23 protein-coding genes are annotated in these 20,971 nt (G+C 61.6%); 12 read left to right on the top strand and 11 right to left on the bottom strand.

Annotated elements, in window-relative coordinates; all coding sequences use genetic code 11:
• Positions 1-2 precede the first annotated feature (2 nt).
• Together M0H32_RS19860 and M0H32_RS19855 are read left to right on the top strand one after the other, a co-directional pair.
• Entirely contained in the window at positions 3-2,570 is a 2,568-nt protein-coding gene (locus M0H32_RS19860; RefSeq protein WP_248156987.1) for a TIGR02302 family protein, read from the top strand.
• A gap of 211 nt (positions 2,571-2,781) precedes the next feature.
• Positions 2,782-3,114: a hypothetical protein gene (locus M0H32_RS19855; RefSeq protein ID WP_248156985.1), complete on the top strand. Its 333-nt coding sequence runs from the start codon at positions 2,782-2,784 to the stop codon at positions 3,112-3,114.
• Between the two features lie 161 nt (positions 3,115-3,275).
• Here the strand turns inward: M0H32_RS19855 and M0H32_RS19850 are convergent, their stop codons facing one another.
• From M0H32_RS19850 to M0H32_RS19840, 3 genes are read right to left on the bottom strand one after another with little or no spacing between them, the layout of a single operon-like run.
• A complete protein-coding gene (locus tag M0H32_RS19850; protein WP_248156984.1) occupies positions 3,276-3,671 on the bottom strand; it encodes a response regulator in 396 nt (131 codons plus the stop codon).
• 2 nt (positions 3,672-3,673) lie between these two features.
• On the bottom strand, positions 3,674-4,237 hold the full coding sequence (hpt, locus tag M0H32_RS19845; protein ID WP_248156983.1) for a hypoxanthine phosphoribosyltransferase: 564 nt from the start codon (positions 4,235-4,237) through the stop codon (positions 3,674-3,676).
• Positions 4,238-4,239: 2 nt separating this feature from the next.
• Positions 4,240-5,166, bottom strand: a complete 927-nt coding sequence (locus M0H32_RS19840; protein ID WP_248156982.1) for a zinc-ribbon domain-containing protein — start codon at positions 5,164-5,166, stop codon at positions 4,240-4,242.
• 202 nt (positions 5,167-5,368) lie between these two features.
• Between M0H32_RS19840 and ftsE the strand changes: the two genes are divergently transcribed.
• From ftsE to M0H32_RS19815, 5 genes are all read left to right on the top strand, one after another.
• Positions 5,369-6,028, top strand: coding sequence for a cell division ATP-binding protein FtsE (ftsE, locus tag M0H32_RS19835; RefSeq protein ID WP_248156981.1), 660 nt, complete (start codon positions 5,369-5,371; stop codon positions 6,026-6,028).
• A gap of 16 nt (positions 6,029-6,044) precedes the next feature.
• On the top strand, positions 6,045-7,094 hold the full coding sequence (locus M0H32_RS19830; protein ID WP_248156980.1) for a cell division protein FtsX: 1,050 nt from the start codon (positions 6,045-6,047) through the stop codon (positions 7,092-7,094).
• A 52-nt stretch (positions 7,095-7,146) separates the two neighbouring features.
• On the top strand, positions 7,147-7,836 hold the full coding sequence (locus M0H32_RS19825; RefSeq protein ID WP_248156979.1) for a YdcF family protein: 690 nt from the start codon (positions 7,147-7,149) through the stop codon (positions 7,834-7,836).
• A gap of 55 nt (positions 7,837-7,891) precedes the next feature.
• The gene (locus M0H32_RS19820; protein ID WP_248156978.1) at positions 7,892-8,668 is read left to right on the top strand and encodes a lysophospholipid acyltransferase family protein; all 777 of its coding nucleotides are present in this window, start codon (positions 7,892-7,894) and stop codon (positions 8,666-8,668) included.
• Between the two features lie 530 nt (positions 8,669-9,198).
• On the top strand, positions 9,199-9,588 hold the full coding sequence (locus M0H32_RS19815) for a hypothetical protein (protein ID WP_248156977.1): 390 nt from the start codon (positions 9,199-9,201) through the stop codon (positions 9,586-9,588).
• Positions 9,589-10,100: 512 nt separating this feature from the next.
• On the opposite strand, the gene M0H32_RS19810 is transcribed toward M0H32_RS19815, so the two are convergent.
• Positions 10,101-10,631, bottom strand: coding sequence for a gamma-glutamylcyclotransferase (locus M0H32_RS19810; RefSeq protein ID WP_248156976.1), 531 nt, complete (start codon positions 10,629-10,631; stop codon positions 10,101-10,103).
• 96 nt (positions 10,632-10,727) lie between these two features.
• On the opposite strand from M0H32_RS19810, the gene M0H32_RS19805 reads away from it, so the two are divergent.
• Positions 10,728-11,777: a DUF2125 domain-containing protein gene (locus M0H32_RS19805; RefSeq protein ID WP_248156975.1), complete on the top strand. Its 1,050-nt coding sequence runs from the start codon at positions 10,728-10,730 to the stop codon at positions 11,775-11,777.
• Between the two features lie 105 nt (positions 11,778-11,882).
• Here M0H32_RS19805 and M0H32_RS19800 read toward each other — a convergent pair whose 3' ends face one another.
• Complete coding sequence (locus M0H32_RS19800; protein ID WP_248156974.1) at positions 11,883-12,344, bottom strand: GNAT family N-acetyltransferase; 462 nt, start codon at positions 12,342-12,344, stop codon at positions 11,883-11,885.
• 181 nt (positions 12,345-12,525) lie between these two features.
• Here M0H32_RS19800 and yddG point away from each other — a divergent pair, with 181 nt between their 5' ends.
• The 4 genes from yddG (at position 12,526) to M0H32_RS19780 (ending at position 14,959) form a co-directional block, all read left to right on the top strand.
• A complete protein-coding gene (gene yddG, locus M0H32_RS19795) occupies positions 12,526-13,440 on the top strand; it encodes an aromatic amino acid exporter YddG (RefSeq protein WP_248156973.1) in 915 nt (304 codons plus the stop codon).
• Positions 13,441-13,511: 71 nt separating this feature from the next.
• Positions 13,512-13,727 carry a hypothetical protein gene (locus M0H32_RS19790; RefSeq protein WP_248156972.1) on the top strand — a complete coding sequence of 72 codons (216 nt, stop codon included), beginning with the start codon at positions 13,512-13,514 and terminating at the stop codon, positions 13,725-13,727.
• Positions 13,728-13,849: 122 nt separating this feature from the next.
• On the top strand, positions 13,850-14,734 hold the full coding sequence (locus M0H32_RS19785) for an HpcH/HpaI aldolase/citrate lyase family protein (RefSeq protein WP_248156970.1): 885 nt from the start codon (positions 13,850-13,852) through the stop codon (positions 14,732-14,734).
• Between the two features lie 18 nt (positions 14,735-14,752).
• The gene (locus tag M0H32_RS19780; RefSeq protein ID WP_248156968.1) at positions 14,753-14,959 is read left to right on the top strand and encodes a DUF1737 domain-containing protein; all 207 of its coding nucleotides are present in this window, start codon (positions 14,753-14,755) and stop codon (positions 14,957-14,959) included.
• A 73-nt stretch (positions 14,960-15,032) separates the two neighbouring features.
• Here the strand turns inward: M0H32_RS19780 and M0H32_RS19775 are convergent, their stop codons facing one another.
• The 6 genes from M0H32_RS19775 to M0H32_RS19750 all read right to left on the bottom strand — a co-directional run bounded on the left by M0H32_RS19775 (position 15,033) and on the right by M0H32_RS19750 (position 20,908).
• A complete protein-coding gene (locus M0H32_RS19775) occupies positions 15,033-15,566 on the bottom strand; it encodes a hypothetical protein (RefSeq protein ID WP_248156966.1) in 534 nt (177 codons plus the stop codon).
• 426 nt (positions 15,567-15,992) lie between these two features.
• On the bottom strand, positions 15,993-16,754 hold the full coding sequence (locus M0H32_RS19770; protein WP_248156964.1) for a hypothetical protein: 762 nt from the start codon (positions 16,752-16,754) through the stop codon (positions 15,993-15,995).
• Positions 16,755-16,934: 180 nt separating this feature from the next.
• Complete coding sequence (gene bktB, locus M0H32_RS19765) at positions 16,935-18,116, bottom strand: beta-ketothiolase BktB (RefSeq protein ID WP_248156962.1); 1,182 nt, start codon at positions 18,114-18,116, stop codon at positions 16,935-16,937.
• 96 nt (positions 18,117-18,212) lie between these two features.
• Positions 18,213-19,202: an NADPH:quinone reductase gene (locus M0H32_RS19760; protein WP_248156959.1), complete on the bottom strand. Its 990-nt coding sequence runs from the start codon at positions 19,200-19,202 to the stop codon at positions 18,213-18,215.
• 93 nt (positions 19,203-19,295) lie between these two features.
• On the bottom strand, positions 19,296-20,264 hold the full coding sequence (locus M0H32_RS19755; RefSeq protein WP_248156958.1) for an ATP-dependent carboxylate-amine ligase: 969 nt from the start codon (positions 20,262-20,264) through the stop codon (positions 19,296-19,298).
• Complete coding sequence (locus M0H32_RS19750) at positions 20,261-20,908, bottom strand: outer membrane lipoprotein carrier protein LolA (protein WP_248156957.1); 648 nt, start codon at positions 20,906-20,908, stop codon at positions 20,261-20,263. Before M0H32_RS19750 ends, M0H32_RS19755 begins: the two co-directional genes overlap by 4 nt.
• Between the last annotated feature and the right edge of the window lie 63 nt (positions 20,909-20,971).

The raw sequence follows: 20,971 nt of genomic DNA, 5'->3' as shown, positions 1-20,971 counted from the left end.
CCTTGAGCCCAACTGACAGCGACCGAGACCCCATTCAAACGCAGCGTCCCGAGCCTTATGGCTGGCGGGCCTTCATCAAGGCGCGCCTCGACCGGCTGGTGCGGCAGAGCCGCTGGGCGCTGTTTGTGGAACGTCTCTGGCGCGCGGTGCTGCCCGTTCTTGTCGTGATCGGTCTGTTTGTCGGCGTGTCCTGGCTCGGACTGTGGCTGGTCCTGCCGGCCTGGGCCGGACCTTTGGGTGTTCTGGTCTTTGCCGGTCTTGCCCTTTATGCGGCCAGGGATTTGCTGTCGCTGCGCTGGCCGTCTCGGGAAGACGCCCTCGGCCGGGTTGAAAAAGCCTCCGGGTTTGAGCACCGCCCGCTGACCGCGCTCGAAGACGAACTCTCCATCGGTACCGGGAATCCCGACAGCCAGGCCATCTGGGCCCTGCACCAGCGCCGGACCGCCGAAACCGTGGCCGCGATCCGCTCCAAGGCTCCGGATCCGCAGGCCTTCCGCCGCGATCCCTGGGCCCTGCGCGTGCTGGCGGCCTGCCTGCTGGTGATCGGCTTTTCCACCGCCGGCGGCGACCGGCTCGGCCGGCTCGTTTCGGCCTTCCAGAACCCGTTCACGACCGTCGAAGCGCCGAGCCGCCTCGATGCCTGGGTCACCCCGCCGCTCTATACCAGCGAGCCGCCGATCTACCTGACCGGCGAAAGCGCTCAATTGCGGGATCCCGGCGCACCGATCTCGGTACCGGAAGGCGCCGTCCTGGTGGTCCGAAGCCAGGGAGCGCCGGGCCTTGCCGTAACCTTCGCAGGGCCGGACGATCAGGAACCGCAACTGATCGCTCCAGAGGAAACGGCGGAAACCGCCGATCCGGAGCTGGCCAAGCTGTTGCCGGTGGAGCGCCGCCTGAAGCTGGAGACAACCGGCATTGTTGAAGTGAAAAACGGCGAGGAACGCCTGCTCAGCTACGTGTTCGCGGTGAGACCGGACGATGCGCCGGAGATCCGTCTGACCGACGATCCGGAAGAACAGCTCAGCGGCGCGCTCAAATTTTCCTATCTCGTGAAGGACGATTATGGCGTGGTGGCGGCCGAGGCGCGGATCGTGCCCCTGCCCAATCCCGATCACGGCAGGCGCGTGCCCCGGCCACTGGTGGAGGCGCCGCAATTTCCGTTGTCGCTGCCGCCGCGCGCGGGCACGGCCAAGACCGCCGAAACGATCCGGGACCTGACCTCCCATCCCTGGGCCGGCTCGGAGGTCGATCTGCTGCTGACAGCGCGTGACCAGGCTGGGCAGGAGGGCGTATCGCCGGCCTATCGGATCACGCTGCCGCAGCGGCGCTTCAGCAAGCCGCTGGCGCGGGCCGTGGCCGAACAGCGCCGCAATCTGGCGCTCGATGCCCAGAACCAGGACCAGGTGATCATTGCCTTCGATGCCCTGATGCTGGCGCCGCACCATTTCAACTTCAAACCGCGCAACTATCTGGGCATGCGCTTTGCCTATGGCGAGCTGATCCAGGCGCAGACGGACGAGGAGCTGAAAGACCTGCTGCCGCTGCTGTGGGATCTGGCCCTGTCGATCGAGGACGGCGACCTGTCGGCGGCCGAACGCAAGCTGCGCGATGCCCAGGAAGCCCTGCGCAAGGCGCTGGAGGAAGGTGCAAGCGACGAGGAGATCGCCAAACTGACCCAGCAGCTGCGCGAAGCGCTGAACGAATACATGCAGGCGCTCGCCGAACAGATGCGCCAGAACCCGCAGGCCATGCAGCCGTTCGACGGCAATCAGCAGACGCTCAACCAGCAGGACTTAAGCGACATGCTGGACCGGATCGAGGAACTGGCGCGCACCGGCTCGCGCGATGCTGCGCGTGAGCTGCTGGCCCAGATGCAGCAGATGCTGGAGAACCTGCAGGCCGGACGGCCCCAGATGATGCCCAACGGCATGAGCAGCGAAATGATGGAGATGCTCAACCAGCTGGGTGAGATGATCCAAAAGCAGCAGCAGCTGATGGATGAAACGCACAAATACAATCAGGACCAGCAGCAGCGTGGTCAGCAACAGCAGCAACAGCAGGGCCAGGGACAGCAAATGACCCAGGAACAGCTGGAACAGATGCTGGAACAGCTGCAACAGGGCCAGGGCGACCTGGCCCAGCAGCTGCAGGAGCTGATGGACCAGCTGAACCAGAACGGCATGGGCCAGAACCAGGCCCTTGGCGAAGCCGGTGACAGCATGGGCGATGCGCAGCAGTCTCTGGGCGAAGGCCAGGGCCAGCAGGCGCTCGGCCAGCAGGGCAACGCGCTGGATGCCCTGCGCCGGGGCGCTCAGGGCCTCACCGAACAGATGATGGGTCAGGGCGAAGGCGCGGGTGCGCCGCAAGGCCCCTCGCCGCTGGACGAGGATCCCCTTGGCCGGCCGCGGCGCACGGAAGGTCCCGATTTCAACAACCGGGTGCAGATCCCTGACGAGATTGACGTCCAACGGGCGCGCCGCATCCTGGAAGAGCTGCGCCGGCGCTTCTCAGACCCGTCCAGGCCGAAACTGGAGCTGGACTATCTGGAGCGGTTGCTGAAGCGGTATTGATACGAGTGGAATTTGGAGACAAACCTCTATTTCGTACGTCCCGCACGCAGCAAAGTGGAGATCTGGGACCTGCGCGCCGGGGTTTGTCTGAAAAGGTCCGACACTGTCAACAGACCCCGCCTTGGCGGGGTCTCTTGCATCCGGGGCGGCCTGCCCCGGTTCCTTAACCAGTACTTTTCACAAGGCAATCTTGTGTGCAAGTATCGCGTCGATGCAGAACAATGAACCCTTCGAGAATGAAACGCCTCTCGCGTTTGTTGAGCGTGCGGACACCATGGGTCTGCCTGACGAAACGATCAATTCTATCCTGAGAAGGCATTCCGGATTAAGCGATGACAGAGAAATCCAGGCGCTAAAATTGAAGTCCCGTGTCTTTTGGGAACGGTTTTTTACCGAACACGTCAGGGGCATCCATGAGCGGGGCGGCTCCAGATATGCTGCTGTCAATTTCATAGCAAGAAAGAATGGTCAGGCCGGCCAGGAAAGACTGACCGCAACTCAGATTGATGCGCTTGTCGATGCTGTCGGCGCGTGGCAACGGTGATTGTCCGCTCCCCTCGGGTGGTCCCCCGGTGAAGTGTTTTTCCATCAGCAACGGGTTCGTGACGCTTGTAGGCCTCGGCCTCCCCCCTGTCCTCCTGACGCCTCAATCAAAAACCCCGCCAAAGCGGGGTTTCGATCGGTAGTCAGGAATGACCGGCGCCGTCACGCGTAGCGGCGGGTTTCCCGGGCCGCTTCGCCGGAAATCGCCTGACGGACCACCTTGCGGATGTCGGCCAGCGAAAACGGTTTGGTGATGATGTCATGCACCAGGGATTCCAGACCGTTGGCCCGTTCACGTTGATCGGCAAAGCCGGTCATTATCAGGATCGGCATGTCAGGGTAATCGCGCGCTGTGTGAAGCGCCAGCGCAATGCCGTCCATGACCGGCATCTTGATATCCGTCAACAGGAGGTCAAAGGCACCCTCTTCCCGGGACAGGGATTCCACCGCTTCGCCGCCATCCTCGACCGCTTCGACGGAATGCCCGTCCAGTTCGAGGGCGCGCTTTACGAAGCTGCGGACAGCTTCATCATCTTCGGTAAGAAGAATGCGAGCCATGCTCACTCTCCTGTGTTGCCGTCTGCCGCTCCGTCCTCCGGTGCAGCAACGTATCCAATATAGGGCAACTGCCGCCAAGCGTGGCCCATATCCATACCATATCCGACGACAAACTTATCAGGACAGGCGAAACCGACATAATCGGCAGATATGGCAGCTTTGCGGCGCTCCGGTTTATCGAGCAAGGCGGCAACCTTGACCGACCGGGCGCCCCGGTCTTTCAGCCGTGCCCGCGCGAAGGCGAGCGTGCGGCCGGATTCCAGGATATCATCCACCAAAATAATATCGCGGTCGTTAACGTCACTTTCAACATCGCGCAAAATCCGGATGGTGTCGGAGCCTTCCGTGCCGGCGCCATAAGACGACAGATGGATGAACTCCATTTCCGGCTGCAGACCGGCCCTGTGCATGGCGCGCACCAGATCGGCCGCGAAGATGAAACTGCCCTTGAGCACGGCCACCACCAGAAGGTTCTGCGGCCGGCCTTCGCCGATTTCATGCGCAAGCGCGCCGACCCGCTGGGCAATGGCGTCTTCGTCGAACAGGGTGTGGATATGTGCGGTCATGGTCACTCGAGAACTATTTGCCGTTTGCCGCGCTCGACAAAACGAACCTGGATATCGGAAGCATTTGCTGGCGGGTCGGCTAATATCGTCCTGAACCGGGTCTCGTCCAGTGCGTTCAGCGATTTTGTGCGCGGTTCGACCGTCCAGGCATAAACTTCCTGCATGTCGCCGCTGCGGATCGACAGGCGCACCGCCGGCACGGTGTTGCGTTCCTGGAGCAGATTGCGGATCGAGCCTTCGACGACCAGAACCCGCTTGCCGTCCTCAACTTCGGTGAAGGTTCTGAGGTTGCGGAACTCCAGACCGCGCAGATTGACGTCAAAGCCGATCATCTGGAACAGGCTGGCCAGATCGGGCGACTGCTTGACCACATTGTCGCGCATGAGGATGAAAATCGCGCAGACGGCAACCGCGGCGCCAAACAGGGCGATGCCGCCGATCCGCCGGTAATTGCGCCGGAACAACCAATTCAGCAACGCGCCGACGTGATTGCGTCGAAACTTGTCGGGATTGACGATGATTTTTGGACGTTTGGCACTGGATTCAATGTCGGTGCCGCTGCCTTCCGGTTCATCGTCTTCCAGATCCGCGGCGTATTTGTCTGCGTCCTTGCTCGAACGGGAAGCGGGCGGTTCGGGCTTGAAGTCGTCGGGTTCGCTGTCGTCTTCGGCGTCCGGCGCCGTGTCGTCGTCTTCAGCGTCGGCGGCCCAATCGGCCTCGTCCTTGTCCGTGCCGTCCTCGACTGCGGGCTCATCGTCATCGGCGGTGTCGGCGGCCGCGCTGAAATCGACATCGCCGACCTCGTCGTCCTCCGGCGAGACGAACCAGCGGTTGCCGCATTTGGCGCATTTGACGCTGCGGCCTTCCGCGCCGACCGCCTCTGCCTTAATTTCGTAGGACGTACTGCAGTCCGGACATTTGATCTTCATGCGCGAAGACCTTTCGTCATGGCATGCTCAAACGGTTCTTAAGGGAACCGACAGGTCGAAATCCGGCATGAAATATGGGACAAAGGCCAGCAAATCGGATGACGGTCTTTCAGCTCTCTAATGGACCTTTATATGATTAATGCACCGTTAACGGCCAGGCTATAGACGAAGACCTAGAAGGGCCATCAACAGGAGTGATTTTGTGATCCGCTTTGAAAATGTCGGATTGAGATATGGAATGGGCCCGGAAATCCTGCGCGATCTCAGCTTTGAGATCGAACCGCAGTCCTTCCAGTTCCTGACCGGCCCCTCCGGTGCCGGCAAGACCAGCCTGATCCGGCTCCTGTTCATGTCACTCCAGCCGACACGCGGGCTGATCAAGGTGTTCAACCGCGACCTGAGCGTTATTGAAAAAAACGAATTGCCCAAGCTCAGGCGCAAGATCGGCGTGGTGTTTCAGGATTTCCGTCTGCTGGACCACCTGACAACCTATGAAAATGTCGCCCTGCCACTGCGTGTGGTGGGCAAGGAGGAGGCCGAGTACCGCTCCGACGTGATCGATCTTCTGAAATGGGTTGGGCTCGGCGATCGCATGCATGTGCTGCCGCCGGTCCTGTCAGGCGGTGAAAAACAGCGGGCGGCGATTGCACGCGCGCTGATCACGCGTCCGGAAGTGCTGTTGGCCGACGAGCCGACCGGCAACGTAGACCCGCCGCTCGCCCGCCGTCTGTTGCGTCTGTTCATCGAATTGAACAAACTCGGCACCTCCGTCGTCATCGCGACACACGATATCGCGCTGCTGGAACAAGTGGACGCCCGCCGCATGGTGCTTGCGGACGGACGCGTCTCGATTTTCGATTAGGCAGCAGAGCAGTTCCATGGCCCAGTCCGACGACACCGAAAACACCAAGCGCTCGACGGCTGAAGTCCAGCCGCCGAAGCGCGCCGAACGGCCGAAGCGGAAAAAGCGTCCGGTGCGCAAGGCCGCGCCGAAGGCCAAGAAAGAACCTCAGGGCGACGACGCCAAGCTGCGGCCCGCTGCCGCGATCGTGCCGCCTCAGTCGGTCGCCGGGCGCGCGCTGACGCTGGTGGTGGCGATCATGAGCTTTCTCGCCTGCCTGACCGTGGGCGGGGTGTCGGTGGTCTGGGATGCCGCCGATGCCTGGCAGAACGATCTGGTGCGTGAAATCACCATCCAGATCCGGCCGACCGAGGGCGTCGACATGCTGCGCGAGATCGACAAGGCGGTTGCGCTGGCCCAGGAATTTCCGGGCATCGACACGGTTCGGGCGTTGTCGGACGCGGAAACCAAGGCCCTTCTGGAACCCTGGCTCGGCGAAGGCCTGCAGCTGGACGGCCTGCCCGTGCCCCGGCTGATCCAGATCACGGTCAACGACCCGTCGCTGCTCAACCTTGACCAGCTGAGGTCGGTGGTGTCGCAGAACGTGACCGGTGCCAGCGTGGACGACCATTCGGTCTGGACCTCGCGCCTGTCGGCCATGGCCGGCGCTGTGGTCGCGGGCGGGTTCGCGATCATGATCCTGGTTCTGGGCTCAATGGTGCTGAGCGTCGTCTTTGCCACCCAGTCCGCCATGGCCGGCAACAAGGACGTCGTTTCGGTGTTGCATTTTGTCGGCGCGGAGGACGGTTTCATCGCCCGGGAGTTCCAGCGGCACTTTTTGATGCTGGGTCTGAAGGGGGGTGTTTCCGGCGGTGTCGCGGCGATCCTGAGCTTCGTCGTGCTGGACATGCTGACCCGGCAGAGCGCCGGCCAGGCCGGTTCCGATCAGATGTCGGCGCTGTTCGGCGGCATCTCCGTCAGCCTGCCGGGGTATCTCGGCGTCTTCGGTGTTGTCTTCCTGGTGGCCATTCTGACAGCGCTCACCTCGGGTCTGGCGGTCAAGGCCCATCTGGCGAAAGTGGATTGATTTTCTGGCCATTTGCCGCGAAATTGGCCGAATCACTTATCATAGTCGCGCCATGACACATGCTGACACAGTCATAGACCCCACTCTGGACGACGGAGTTGCGGCCGTCACGGAGCGGGCCGGGACGCTGTCCGCGCCGGCGCGCAAGAGACGGTTTGGGCTTCGCATTGTCTTTGTCGCCGTCGTGACGGCGCTGCTGGCCGGCGCCGCAGGTCAGTTCGCGCTCTTCGCCCACAAGATCGCCACCATCGAAGTTCCCAAAACAGCCAATGCGGACGCCATCGTCGTTTTGACCGGCGGGCATGCGCGGGTCAGCGAAGCGGTGCGTCTCCTGGAAGAGGGCCGCGCCAACCGTCTCCTGATTTCCGGCGTTCATCCCGGCACCACGCGCAAGCAGCTGGCGGCTGTGACCGCGTCCACCATGCCGCTTGAAAAATCGACCGTCGATCTCGACCGGGTCGCGCTCAATACGGCGGGGAACGCGGCGGAAACCGCAAGCTGGGTCCGCAAGAACGGCTTTTCCTCCCTTCTGGTGGTCACCAGCGCCTATCATCTGCCGAGAGCGGAGGCGGAGCTCTCCGGTGCTCTGCCGAATGTCGAGCTGATTGCCTATCCGGTCTTCTCCAAGGATCTGAAACTGAACACCTGGTACCGGGAACCGGCCACGATCCGGCTTCTCATGCGCGAATATGTGAAGTATATCCTCGCCAGACTCCGGATTACCGTGAAGAGCGTGAGCTGACGGCGGTCAATTTGCGCTTCCGGGGTGGTCCATATCCTTCAGCCTGTTTGGTGCCATGCTTCTTCTGCGTTCGACCCTGTTTCAGATCCTTTTTTATTCCGTCACTCTGGTTCTGATGCTCCTGTTTGCCCCGGTCATGCTGCTGCCGCGGCGCTGGGGCTGGTGGGTGGTGCCGACCTGGTCGAGGATCCTGCAGTTGCTGATGCGGGTGTTTGCCGGCATCAAGGTGGAAGTTCGGGGGCGGGAAAACCTGCCTGACGGCGGTTTTATCGCCGCGATGAAACACCAGTCCGCCTGGGAAACGGTGGCCCTGATCCCGCTGTTCACCAGCCCGACCTTCATCCTGAAGCGGGAATTGCGCTGGATCCCGATTTTCGGCTGGTACACGGCCAAGTTCAAACAGATCCCGATCAACCGGGGCAAGCGCTCCGAGGCGCTGGCGGCGATGATGCAGGCCGCCCGCGAAGCGATTGCCGAAAAACGCCAGATCCTGATTTTCCCGGAAGGCACGCGCCGCCCCGCCGGCGCGGAGCCGAAATACAAATACGGCATCGCCCATTTGTATCGGGAACTGAAATGCCCGGTGGTGCCGATCGCGCACAATGCCGGCCTCTACTGGCCGCGCTCCTCCTGGACAGTCTATCCAGGCACCGTGATCGTGGAAATCCTGCCGCCGATCGAGGCGGGTCTTGCACCCGAGGATTTTTATGAGCGCATGGTGACCTCGGTTGAGACCGCCAGCGACCGGCTGATAGAGGAAGCCCGCCAGACCGCGCGGCCGTCGCCTGTGCTCCATCAGGTGGACTCCCTTAGACAGGCTCGGCAGGGATAGGGCAGTCTCCCGCCGCCTAGGGTCAGGACTCATTCATTTGATCGAAATGGCGCAACAAACGGCAACGAGTTGCAAGGAAAAGCGCGAAAAGCGGGCTTCATGCCCGGTTGAGCGGTTTGACGCAGCAAATCAAAGCCGTTTTTGCGTCCCTCCGGGATAGGGTGAATTTGCCCGGCAACGTCGTTGCAAATCTTTGGAAACCGGACGGTTTCCTGCAGCTTTGCGCCTCGTATCCGAACAAATTTATCCCTACCATTTCACTCAAATGAATGGGTCCTGACCCTAGGAATGAAGGCGAGGTTGTCTTCTAAAATACTTCATTTTGTAACTATTATTTAGATAACTTAAGTAACACGGCTATGTGATTGCTTGTTTCCAAGTAAACATGTTTTCACATGCGGGTTATTCGTGTTTTTTGCTGAAAAAAATTTCCCATATCCGGTGTGTCAAAACGTCAACGCCCGGTCGTAGCCAATGTGATCTCCTCACAAACGCAAAAACCGGGAGCAATCAATACACGGAGCTTGAATATGCAGACCTCCCGCAAAATCCTCACCTCCCTGCTGGCCGCCGGGATCGTATCCGTAGCGGCGATCGGAACCGCGCTGGCAGATTTTCCGCGCCAAACCTTTGGTGACCTGTCCGGCAACGAGCCGGTGTCGGTGCGTCAGCTGCAGGCGGACAATGCCAAGGCGTTGAATTCTGCGCGCGGCCAGACGGTCCGGGTAAACGGCCCTGCGGCGACTGCCGATTACGCCGACCAGGCTTATGGTGACCTCAATGGCGACGTGCCGATTTCCGTCCGTGGTCAGACCCGGTCTCACGCCTCGGCCAATCTGTTGATCCTGCCGTCCCTCGGCGACTGGAACGGCACCTCCGCGGCGGGCCCGATCAACAAGGAAGGCGGACCGCGCCGGTAAATGATCCGCCTCACAGCAGCAAAGAAAGGGCCGCGCTTCAGCGCGGCCTTTCTTGTTTCGGGGGAAGTTTCTGGCCGCCCGGTTCGAGGTCTTATCCATGAAATACGGCGCAAACCTCTTGGATCCCTCTCTCCCATGCGCGGCAGGGCAATCGCATATGGCAGACACGCCACAAATATCGGTGTCACCCCGGGCGAACGAAGTGAGACCCGGGGCCTACTCGTTTGCAGAGAGCATGAGAGGAGGCACTTTTGTAGTACAACCCAACGCTTTGGCACGGGGATCTGCGAGTGGGTCCCGGCTCGCGCTCCGCTTGGCCGGGATGACGCCGAGGGTTATGTCATTCCCGACATCTTTGGCAAGGAAACACATGTGGCAGAACTTAGCGCCTTCTCCCCACACGAAAGGATGTGTGAGCGATTGCGGACAGGTCTCGGTCATATGCGAGTCCTCTGCCTCGCGGGGGAAACGGGAACAAGCGGATATGCCTATGCCGTTCAAAGGAATCGCGCTCAGTCCTCCGGAAGGTCCCGCAGCCGGGCGGAAAGCCAGGCGAGGCCGCTGTCCTTGATACCCATTTCGTCGAGATGGGCCGCGGTGTTGATCACATATTCGGGGTTCTCGCCCGATTTGCCGACGGCGCCCCTGACGATCTCGAGCTGCTCTTCCAGCGGCAGCGCGCCGGCATATTGCCGGTGGCCGTGATCGACCATATAGACCAGGGCCTCGACCTTTTCGCCGCTGTCGAGCTCGATGTGGTGGTGATGTTCCTTGTAGACCATCGTGGTCTGTTCCCGGGCGCGCAGATAAGCCAGGACATCGGGCCAGATGCCGGCATCGACCTGATAGGCCATGCCCCGGCAGGCGCCGCCATTGTCGAGACCAAAGACCAGTCCCGGCCGTTCCTCGGTGCCGCGATGGACCCAGGAATAGACACAGAGCGACCGGTGCGCACCCCGGAGCAGTGCCCGTTCCGCACGCAGATAGTCAAATCCCGGGTTCCACATCAAAGAGCCGTAGCCAAAGACCCAAAAATCGCTCATATCGTCCTGTCTTTTGTTCGTGCTGATGCGGAGATACCAAGCCGCACCGGTCAGTTCAATGCCGCTTGCCGGTCCAAACAGAGAGAGCACGCCCACGTGTCCGATACGAAGACCAAACCTCCGAAACCGTCCCGGCGGGGCTATATTCTGCTGATCGCCGCGATCGTCATCGTTGTGGCCGGCTGGTCGGCCGCCTGGTTTTATGGCCGCTCGGTGCTGGCCGGGCAGCTGGATCTGCAAATGCGGCGGCTGGCGGAACAGGGTCTGGACCTCACCTGCTCCGATCTCGGCATCGCCGGCTACCCCTTCCGCTATGAAATTGCCTGCCGGGACATGAAATCGATCGATCGCTGGGGGGCGACCGGATCCCTTGGCGGGTTGAACGCCGTCGCGCTGATTTACAATCCCTGGCACGTGATTTTTGAGGCCCGGTCGCCGGCGGCAATGGCCGTGCCGGTCTCCGGCGTTACCGGCGATGTTACCTGGGACACGGCCCGGGCCAGCGTCAGATTGTCGGAAAACGCCTTGAGCGCGCTCGATGCCGTGGTCGAGAGCCCGGAAGCCTCGCTGGCCTCCCTTGCGTCGGCCGGGCAGTTTGCCGCCGACAAGGCGGAAGTTCACCTGCGCGAGGTCCCCGATATCGACGGCATGCTGGAAGGTTTTGTCACCATAGACAATCTGGCGCTGAAGTCATTGCCAAACCTTATGGAGACGGTGCGGCTGCGCGGCCATGTGCGCGTTGCAAATGGTATGGCGCTGCTTGCCGGAGCAGATCTTGTGACGCTGGTTCTGGCGAATGACGGCGAATTGCCGCTCCGTTTGATGTTGGCCGAGGCGGCCATCGGGCCGAGCCGCGCGGTTGCAAGCGGCGACCTGGTGCTGGCCGGAGACGGTACGCTGTCCGGAACGCTCGAAGTGGCGCTCGGCAATGCACAGGTATTGCTTGAGACACTGAAACCGCTGTTTTCGCCGCAGGACCAGACCTATCCGTTGATCGAAGGCATGGTCAAAAGCCTGGAGCCGGCGGCAACGGAGGTCGATGGTATGCGCACCATCAAGATCCCGGTCACGCTCAACCGCGGACTGGTTCAAGTCGGCCTCTTGCCGGTCGGCCGCATCCCGCCGCTTTTCGCCGCGGGAAGCTGAGCTTGAACAAACGCGACATGCTTTAACGACGTCGACCCGGAGCTTGTTCGGTCCCCGGGGCGACGCATGTTTCAAACCTGGCCAGCGCCTTGAAACACCTTTGTTTCAGTCGCCGGCGATGCGGTCGATCGGAATGATGTAGCTCTTGCGGTGGTCCGGCTCGGCGATCTTTTCATAAAGAGCGACGGAGGGTGTGTTCTTGCCCGGCACGATCCAGCGCAGATGCAGCCAGCCGCGGGTCTTGCCCTCTGCCACCAGCGTGTCGATCATCTTGCGGCCGATGCCCTGGTTGCGGTGGTCCGGATGTACGTAGATGTCGTCCAACTGGCCGATGCGCAGACCGGTGATCAGCTCCGGCAGGTCAAAATAGACCGCGAAGCCGACCAGTTCACCGTCCTTCAGCGCGCCGAGCACTTCGGCGGTTTTGTCGGCAAGGATGCGTTCGGCATAATAGTCGTCGGGCCGGCGCGGCGCGCCGCGCTTGAGGGCCTGGGCATTTTCGGCAATGAGCGGCGAGAGCTTATGGGCATCATCCAGCTCGAGAGCTCTGATTTGCAGTGTTGTCATGAAGTCTCCGGAAAGCAAATCGACTGACGTTGCGCTCACAATGTCCCGAAACCGGATCCGGTTTCAAGGACCACGATCAATTATGGCGCGCTGCGAGATGAACGGCACAAGCCTTTCCCGCCCTTTCCCAAAAGGTCAATTCGTGCCATGAGCGTTGGTTCAAATCACACGGCAGGGTGGCATGGCGGAAACAGGCAGACTGAAGGCAACGGGGATCGGACTGAGCGCGGTGCTGATGTGGGCCACACTTGGCCTCTTCGGTGCGGGGTCGGGCCATGTGCCGCCCTTTCTTTTGAACACGCTCTGCTTCGGCTTTTCCGGTTCCGTCGCGCTGATCTGGCTGCTGGCGACCGGCCGCACCCGGTTGTTGCGCCAGCCGCTCGGTGTCTGGGCTTTCGGCACATTCGGCCTGTTCGGCTTTCACTTTTTCTATTTCACCGCCATCCGCAACGCGCCGCCCGTCGAGGCCAACCTGATCAACTACACCTGGCCGCTGCTGATCGTACTGTTTTCCGCGCTGCTGCCCGGTGAAAAGCTTCGCCTGCATCACATTCTCGGCACGGTGCTGGGGCTCGCCGGAGCGGTGCTGCTGATTACCGGCGGTGAAGGCGTCGACTTCGCCGGCGGCTCGATGCTCGGCTATGGCGCGGCGGTGGCCTCCTGCCTGTTCTGGTCCAGTTATTCGGTGTTGTCGCGGCGCCTCGGCGCGGTGCCGACCGAGGCCGTCGCCGGGTTCTGCCTGATGACGGCGCTGCTGTCGGGGCTCTGCCACCTGCTGCTGGAGGAGACCGTGTGGCCGGCAGCACCCCTGGAATGGGCCTCCGTGCTGGCCCTGGCCGCCTTCCCGGTCGGGCTCGCCTTTTTCACCTGGGACATCGGCGTCAAGCGCGGCGATATCCAGGTCCTGGGCGCGGCCGCCTATTCCGCGCCTTTGCTGTCGACCCTGCTGCTGATCGCCTTCGGCTTCGGCGCCCTGACCCTTTCCGTGGGTCTCGCCTGTCTGGCGATCACGCTTGGCGCGGTGATCGCGGCCAAGGACATGATCTTCCGATCGCCGGCGAAAAAGGCCGCGGCGGCGCAAACCAACAAAGTGTGACGCAGACGGTCTCAATTTTCGTCGATCTTGTGCCAAATTTTCGGTGTCGCTTTAAGCCAATGGAGCCAGGCATGCCGGAATGGGTCGAGATATCGGGACAGGATGTGGTCATGATCACGTTTGCCTGTGTCTATGTCCTCGCCGGACTTGGCATGTATTTGTCCCTGGTCCGCGAAAAGTCCGCGGCCAACGGCATGAATGCCGGTATCCGCTTGTTTTTGAAAAAGAAAATCGAAGAAACCCGGACTTCCCCGTCAGCGCTGCGCTGGTCGTTTCACATCTCCTGACGCAAGGCTTGTCACCCGGGGCCGGAAATTCCGCCGCCGTTCCCCCTTCGGCGGATTCCCCCGGCCCGCGCGATCCACTAGGTTAACCGGAAATCCGTTCCGTCAGCTTCAGGGATCGTTTCATGACGTCACCGCTCAGACCCCGCCGTTCCGCCCTCTATATGCCCGGTTCCAACCAGCGCGCTCTGGAGAAGGCCAAAACCCTGGATGTCGACTGCCTGTTGCTCGACCTGGAAGACGCGGTCGCCCCCGACGCCAAGCAGCTGGCCCGCGAGCAGATCGTTGCCGCGGTCTCGGCCGGCGGTTACGGCGAACGAGAGGTCGTCATCCGTGTCAACGGCTCGGACACGCCCTGGGGCGAGGAGGATCTGGCGGCCGCGGTCAAGGCCGACCCGGACGCGATCCTGGTGCCCAAGGTCAACACGCCCGCCGATCTGCAGCTGATTGCGCACAAGCTCTCCGTTCTGGGTGCTTCCGACAAGGTCAGGCTCTGGGCGATGATGGAAACGCCGGAAGCCATGCTCAATGCCGGCGCCATCGGCGCTTGCGGCAAGGACCCGGCCGTGCGTCTTTCCTGTTTTGTCATGGGCACCAACGATCTTTCCAAGGAAACCCGCGCCCGGCTGACGCCCGGCCGGGCGGCAATGATGCCCTGGCTGATGACCTGTGTCGCCGCGGCGCGTCTGGGTGGCATTGATATTCTCGACGGCGTCTACAATGCCTTTCAGGACGAAGACGGATTCGCCGCGGAATGTGCGCAGGGCGTCGACATGGGCATGGACGGCAAGACGCTGATCCATCCGAAGCAGATCGGCCCGTGCCATGCCGCCTTCAGCCCGTCCGAGGACGAGATAGCCTGGGCGCGGCTCATCAATGCAGAATTCGACAAGCCGGAAAATGCGCAAAAGGGTGCGATCCAGGTGGACGGCAAGATGGTGGAGCGGCTACATGCGGAGATGGGCAAGCGGGTGATCGCCATCGCCGACGCCATCGCGGCCCGAACCTGATTCATTAGCGAGACCATCATGAAACTCTACCGCTTCATCACCGGCGTCGACGACAGCGAGTTCTGCCATCGGGTCACCCAGGCCCTCAACAAGGGCTGGCAGCTCGCCGGCTCGCCTTCCCTCACCTATGACGCCACAAGAGGCGCCACCATCTGCGGCCAAGCGGTGACCAAGGACGTCGAAGGCGCGGAATATTCGCGGGAGATCAAGCTCGGCGATTATTGAGCAGCGAAGACATATGCGATCATCTCGGGTGCCGGCCAGTGCTGGCGCTCGACTGCCTCAATCGTCTTGTCAATTACTGTGTAAGCGCTTGATCTTTGAGAAGGTCCGAAAAATCGGACATGAAGGGCGTGAATTCGATGCCGAGGTAGTGGTACATCTGTGACGTCCGGATCAGATGGGCCAGCACCGGTTTGTCCGAGATTTTCCCCTCTTCCAAAACGGTCTCGACCAGGATGTTGTTGGCCAGAAACCCATCCACGAGATGGCGTTCATAGTCGAGCCAAAGATCCCCCGAATTGGAATATTTGACGTAGCGGTGTTGCGCGACATTGGCATGGGCATGGTTTTCCTGCCACCAGCGCCCGATGACATACCCGATCTTGCTGTTTGCATTCAGTGTTCTGGAACCGTGAATCCAGATCGCTTCCTGGGCTTCCAGAACCGGCTGCCCGGATCGAACGAATTCGACCTCATACGACCCCTCTATCATACGAAGGCGAAACAGTTCCCCGCTGACGTCATGGGCGTTGAAGGCGACGACACCCCGCCGGCCCGGATAGGGCGCTGTTGTCAGCTCGCAGCCAAGCTGCCGATAAAGGTCCTTCACCAGAGGCAGGACAACCGCATTCAGGGCAAGATCTTCGACAATGGCGACGGGTCCGGGACAATAGGCCGAGGCTGTTCCGGTTGTTGTCAGACAGCCGGCTATTAGACATACAACGCGTTTAATACGTAGTATTCCTGATAAGGTCGTTGAAAGCCTTGTCATGATACTCTAATTATCGCGGATTTTGCTTTTGTGGCAATAGAAAACAAATATGTATTTATAGGTGTTTATTTAAATTATGCACGGCAATTTGAGAGGTGCCGCGTTAGGCTTCAATAACCATCTGAGTGTCGGTGACGAAAACTCCTACCATTCTCACGGTCTTCGCAATCACCTTGATGTCCTGGCCACCGCCGAGGCGCATGATGGCAGCGCCGAGATTGGTTTCGAGGGCACAAAGGGAGTCTGCTTTGCCTACGACCGAATTCAGGAAGCTGTTCCCGAGTGCCCGTCCTGCGGGTTCCGTCTCCAGAAGAGCAACAGGTTCGCCAGGAGGCAGCCCGATCCGGCGCAAAAGGCCAGGTACCAAACAGAATAAAACGAGACCATCCATCCCAGGAAGGTCAAGAAGAGGATCAGGGCAACCAGGAAAGTCCTGATGCTGAGAGCGGAAACGAATTCCAGGGTGGGTGTTCGACCCAAAATCAGATCGCGAACATCGGTCAGGATCGGAAGCCCGACCCGGAACAGCAAGGTCCACCAGGCAACGGCGAGGGCCGTGATCACAGGGGCCGTGCGCAGGTTCAGGAGCTCGTATCCGGCGATTTCCCAAGGAGATGCTTTGCGGACCGAGAAACCGAAGACCGCGGTTCCATAGTCGGGATAGACGGTCGGCTTGCCGTCTTTCTCGATGACAGAACGCGGCTCGAAGCGAGACGGGAGCGGTTGATAGAGCATCCCAAAATGCGCGTCGTAGACAACGCAATCCTCAACTCTGGCAGATGCCGCACAAAACGCGGAAAGCGCTTCGGCGATCGGGGAGCCGGCGAGGAACCTGCCCGTGTCGTCAACTATGATGGCCTGTTGCGGATCGGCGACGATTATCCCGTCCCCATTGAGGATCTTGAGGCTCAGCGTTTCACCGCCCGGCCCGGAAAGGCGTATCTCATCGGAATAGTAGGGCGCATGGGCAAATGCACTCGCGCAAAGACACAGATAGATACAAAGAGGCCGAAGGAAAAGCCTCATGGGCGGGCTCAAGAGATGGCGCACTGGAGAATGCCGGACGTGGTTTAAAAGTTCGATTCATCCTGGCGTCCAGGTTTGCAGGAGCCTTGCGGAGTGTTTGCAGGGATTGTGCATTCAAGAGTGCGACATCAGCGCCGTGACCCCGTTCCGTCGGCATGGGGATCACGGTGCCGCTGTATTTCAGCCAACCGTTTCCACGATCACCGCGATGCCCTGGCCGCCGCCGATGCACATGGTGGCAGCGCCCAGGCTGCCGCCGCCGCGCTGAAGCTCATAAACCAGCTTGGTCATGATAATCGCGCCGGTGGCGCCGATCGGGTGGCCGAGGGCAACCGCACCGCCATTCGGATTGACCTTTTCCTCCGGGAGGCCAAGCAGGTCGTTGACGGCGCAGGCCTGGGCCGCAAAGGCCTCGTTGGATTCGACCACATCGAGATCGCCTGCGGCAATCCCGGCGCGCTTCATGGCGATCTGCATCGCCGGGACCGGGCCGATGCCCATAACGGCCGGATCGACGCCGGCAATGCCATAAGACCGGATGCGGGCGAGCGGGGTGACGCCATGCGCTTTCGCCTTGTCAGCGCTCATCAGCACCAGCGCCGCCGCGCCGTCATTGAGGCCGGAGGCGTTGCCGGCCGTGACCCGGCCGTCCTTCTTGAAGACGGCCCGGAGCTTTTCCATGTCCTCGATCTTCGCTTCATGACGGACATGTTCGTCCGTGTCGAAGACGGTTTCCCGGCCCGGGCGTCCCAGGGTCAGCGGCACGATCTGGTCCTTGAAGAAGCCCGCCTTGGTGGCCGCGCTGGCCCGGCGATGGCTTTCCAGCGCGAAGGCGTCCTGGCGCTCGCGTGAAATGCCGTGTTCCTCGGCGACATTCTCCGCCGTCACGCCCATATGGCCGATGCCGAACGGATCGTGCAACGCGCCGGTCATCATGTCGACAATCGGCGCGTCGCCCATCTTCTGGCCGAAGCGGGCACCGGGCAGCGAATAGCCCGCCCGACTCATGTTTTCCGCGCCGCCGGCAAGAGCGATCTCTCCGTCGCCAAGGGTGATTGCCTGAACCGCCGAGACGATGGCTTGCAAGCCGCTGCCGCAGAGCCGGTTCATGGTCAGCGCCGGCGCGTGATCCGGTACACCGGCCTGGCGGGAGGCGACGCGGGAGAGATACATGTCGCGCGGCTCGGTGTGGATGACATTGCCGAAAAAGGCCTGGTCGATCACGCCTGCCTCGATCCCGGCCCGCTCGATCGCCGCCTTGGCGACCGTGGTCGCCAGATCACAGGGCGGGCTGTCCTTGAGCGCGCCACCGAAACTTCCGACGGCCGTGCGCGCGGCACTTGCAATCACGATTTCTGTCATTGGATCGACCCCGTTGAGATGTGTTCCGCCGACCTTGCCTCGTTTGACCGGCGACTTCCAGTCGGCAAAACGGTGAGGTTCCCTTGCGGTGGCGCTTCAGATCTTCAACAAAACCGACCCGGCCCGCTCCCCCGCGGTGATGATGCCATGAGCCCTGGCGCAGTCGGCGAGGTCCAGCACCTGCGAGACGCGGAAGTTGAGGGCCTTGCGCTCCAGAAGATCCGTCAGGTTGCCGACAGCCTTTCGGCGCTCGGTCTCAGAGAGCAGATAGACCAGCACCAGGTCGAGCGTGGCGGCCTTGAACATCATCGGATAGAAGGGCAGCACCGGGCTCATGTCCTTGGCCGACCCATAGGCTGCGATGGTGCCACGCTCGGCGATGACCTTTGTGTCTGTTTCAGCGTTCCTGCCGAACTCAACCTCGACAATGCGGTCGACCAGCTTGCCGCCGGTGGCCTCCAGGATGTCCGCCGCCAGATCGTCGGCGGCATAGTCGAAGACATGGGCGGCGCCGGCATCCCGAGCGGCCTGCAGGCCGGCCGCGCCGCGCGCTGTTGCCAGCACCTTGGCGCCGGAGGCCGCCGCCACCTGGATCGCCAGATGACCGACCGTGCCGGCGCCGCCGCTGACCAGCACCGTCTTGCCCGCGACGGGCCCGCCGCCCAGAACCGCATGCACCGCCGTCAGGCCCGGAATGCCGAGCACGGCGCCTTCCTCGAACGACGTCTCCTCCGGCAACTTCACCGCCTGGCCTTCGGGCAGGGCGATATAGTCCGCGGCCGTACCGAAGGCGCGCTGCCACTGGCCGTTCCAGATCCAGACCCGTTCGCCGATCCGGGCTTTGGAAACGCCCTCGCCGACCGCCTCGATGACACCCGCGCCGTCGCTGTGGGGGATGATTTTCGGAAAAGGCGGTTCGGTCACACCCGGCCGGCCGCCGGCGCGCGCGCGAATGTCCGACGGATTGACGCCGGAAGTGGCGAGCCGCACCAGAACCTCGCCCGGTGCCGCACTCTGGGTCGGCAGCTCCTCGAGTGTCAGCACCTCTTCTGCCGGGCCAAATCGGTCATAGGTGATCGCGCGCATCGCTGTCTCCCTGATTTTCTGTTTGATTACGGAATTAGAGGGCCTCAAGCTCTGATCGAAAAGAGCCGCGACGACCAGGACGGATCCTAACGGTCACTCCCCGAACGTGGCCTCAAAGACCTTTTCGTAGACCTGTTTCACGGCGGCGGTTTCTTCCCAGCCGCGGCGGTAGAGATTGGCCAGGCCCGGGGCGGCGTTGACTTCCAGCACCACGGCTTTGGTGTCCGGGCGCTGCACAAAGGGCACGATCAGGTCGACGCCGGCATAGCGCAGGCCCAGAGTCTTCACCGCCTGGCGGGCCATGGCGTGGAGTTCGGGCGCGAGCGCGGCGGTGATGATCTTTGCGGTGCCGCCGGAGGAGAGGTTCGAGACCGGCAGAAGGCTGACGGTGCGGCCGGCTTCCGGTACGCTTTCCAGCATCAACGCCTGTTGGGAGAGTTCAAAATCGATGCGGCCGTCGCCGGGATCGATGCTCGGGTGGGCATCGACCAGTTCGGCAAGGCTGCTGGTGCCGTCGCCGGTGACTTCGGGTGCGTGGCGTTCGAACGCGCACAAGACTTCGCCGTCGAGCACAAGGATCCGCAGATCCGTGCCGCGTATCTCTTCCTGGACCAGCATGGCCTCGTGGCTCTTGGCGAGGATATGGAGGGCGTTCTGCAGCGTGTGATAGGTGTCGACGCGCATGACGCCAATGCCTTCCTGGCCCTCATTCGGTTTCACATAAAGCGGGAAGCCGGTGTCCTCGGCAAAATCGAGCACGTCCTCGGGCGGGCGTTTGCCGGTGCGGATGTCCTTGGCCGGCACGAAGTGGCTTTTGGGCACGGCGATGCCTGCCTCGCTCAGGAAGCGGCAGGTATAGGCCTTGTCGTTGGCGACCTCGGCCGCGCCATAAGGATTCAGGTCAAAACGCGTGCCCTTGAAGAACCAGCGCTTGCCCGCGCGGTTCTCGACATGACCGGCATGGCCATGCGGGTCGCCAAGGGTCAGGCGCAGGCCCCTGGCGGCGCAATAGTTTTCCAGCAGCTGAGCGACAACTGAGCGGCTGCTGTTGACGCCGGTCAACGTCTGTCCTGCTGCGCATTGGCCAGATAGTCGATCTTGAAGAGGTCCGGATTGGTCGGGCCGTTGGAGACGACGTTATAGACCGCGACGGAAGTGTCGTAGCCCTGCTGGTCGGTGACCGTCCATTGTTTCAGGGCATAGTCCTTGGCATCGAAGATCAGCGTCAGCGTGCCGGAGTTGAACTTGGTCTTGTCGAAGATCGTGACCGTGACCAGATCCTCTTCGACCAGCACGTTGGTGACGTTTGTGTCCTTCTGCAGGTCGATGTTGTCGGACAGAAGGAACCGCAGCGGCGTCTGGCCCAGCGGCCAGATATCCTGGGTGTTGAGCTTGCGGTCGCGCACGGAAACCGACTTGCCGTCGGCGACGATGTCGAGCACCGACGGTTTGTTGTAATAGAAGCGCACCTTGCCCGGGCGGGCCATGTAGAACTTGCCGTCCGACTGGCTGCCGTCCGGACCGAACTGGATGAAGTCGCCATGCATGGTTTTCACCGAGTTGAAATAGGCGTTCAGATCCTGAAGGGTCTTCTTTTCCTGATCAGTCAGGGCGGCTGCCGGAAGCAGCGCCGACAGGGTGAGGACCGCGGCCAGACCGGCCGCCGCAAACGGCTTGCTCAGACGGTGTGCGAGGCGTTTCAGCATGTTGCAATGTCCTAAATCTGTTCGTTGCGTCGGGCGTTCGCCTTACCTAGGCATCAGGTGTGG

This window comes from Roseibium sediminicola (assembly GCF_023156505.1).
GTDB classification, from domain to species: Bacteria; Pseudomonadota; Alphaproteobacteria; order Rhizobiales; family Stappiaceae; genus Roseibium; species Roseibium sediminicola.
Note: the sequence above shows the minus strand (reverse complement) of the source record. Positions and strands in the feature narration are given on the sequence as shown.